A 1,418-nucleotide genomic window follows, 5' to 3' on the forward strand; every position below is an offset into this window, starting at 1 on the left:
CGCTCCGCCGGCCCGCGGCCGACCGCCGGGCCTGGGTCGGGTGCCCCGCCTGCGGGGAGCCCGGGCTCGCCTGCCGCGCCGCCGCCCCGACCCCGTGCTCGGCGGGCTGAGATCCCGTGCTCGGCCTAGCGTGGACGCGTGGCCGACGACGACTCCCCCGCGCGCTTCGCCTCCCTGCCCGTCCGCCCTCCGGTCCTGCCGATGCTGGCGAAGGCTGTCGCGGGAGTCCCGCGCGCCGTCGGCGACGCCGACGACGGCTGGTCCTACGAACCGAAGTGGGACGGCTTCCGCTGCATCGTGTTCCGCGACGGCGACGACGTCGAGCTCGGGAGCCGCAACACCAAGCCGCTCACGCGGTACTTCCCCGAGGTCGTCGAGGCGCTGCTCGCGGCGCTGCCGGAGCGGTGCGTCGTCGACGGGGAGCTCGTGGTCGTCCGGCCGGACGCCGCGGACGAGCAAGGAACCGGCACGCGCCTCGACTTCGACCGCCTCCAGGACCGCATCCACCCCGCCGCCTCGCGCGTGAAGCTCCTCGCCGAGCAGACGCCGGCGTCGTTGGTCGTCTTCGACCTCCTGGCGCTGGGCGACGACGACCTCACCGGGCGGCCGCTCGAGGAGCGCCGCAGGCTCCTGGAGGACGCCCTGGGCGACGCGAGCGGCACCCGGGTGACGTCCGCGGCGGACCTCACGACGTCGTCGGGCGTGTATCTCTCCCAGACCACGCGCGACCCGGACGAGGCGCAGCGGTGGTTCGAGGTGTTCGAGGGCGCGGGGCTCGACGGCGTCGTCGCGAAGCCGCTCGCGTCGACGTACCAGCCCGACAAGCGCGGCTGGACGAAGATCAAGCACGAGCGGACCGCGGACGTCGTCGTCGCGGGGTACCGGCTGCACAAGACGTCGACGGACGAGCGGCCGCTGCTCGGTTCGCTGCTCCTCGGCCTGTACGACGACGACGGCACCCTCCACCACGTGGGCGTCGCCGCGTCCTTCACCACGGCCCGGCGCGCGGAGCTGGTCGACGAGCTCAAAACCCTCGAGATCCCGCTCACCCAGCACCCGTGGGCGCGCTGGCAGACCGACGCGACGTCCGGGGACTCGCGGCTGCCGGGCGGGGTCTCGCGGTGGAACGCGAAGAAGGACCTGTCGTTCGTGCCGCTCGACCCCGTGCTCGTCGCCGAGGTCCGGTACGAGCACATGGAGGGCGACCGGTTCCGGCACACCGCCCGGCTCGTCCGGTGGCGCGACGACCGCGACGCCGAGACCTGCACGTACGAGCAGCTCGAGGAGGTCGCGCGCTACGACCTGGCGGACGTCCTGCGCTGACCACTCCCACGCGCTGCCCGCCCCGCTGAAGTACCCCGGCATCCGGCATACCTCGCGAGGTACCCGGGATGCCGGGGTACCTCGCGAGGTATGCC

At 74.0% G+C, this 1,418-nt stretch carries 1 protein-coding gene; it reads left to right on the plus strand.

The genetic code is table 11. The annotated features are described in order from the left end of the window. The first annotated feature begins 138 nt into the window (after positions 1-138). Positions 139-1,323, plus strand: a complete 1,185-nt coding sequence (locus ACFT5B_RS19445) for an ATP-dependent DNA ligase (protein ID WP_386800834.1) — start codon at positions 139-141, stop codon at positions 1,321-1,323. Positions 1,324-1,418 lie beyond the last annotated feature (95 nt).

It is taken from the genome of Luteimicrobium sp. NPDC057192, assembly GCF_042670205.1.
Lineage (GTDB): Bacteria > Actinomycetota > Actinomycetes > Actinomycetales > Cellulomonadaceae > Luteimicrobium.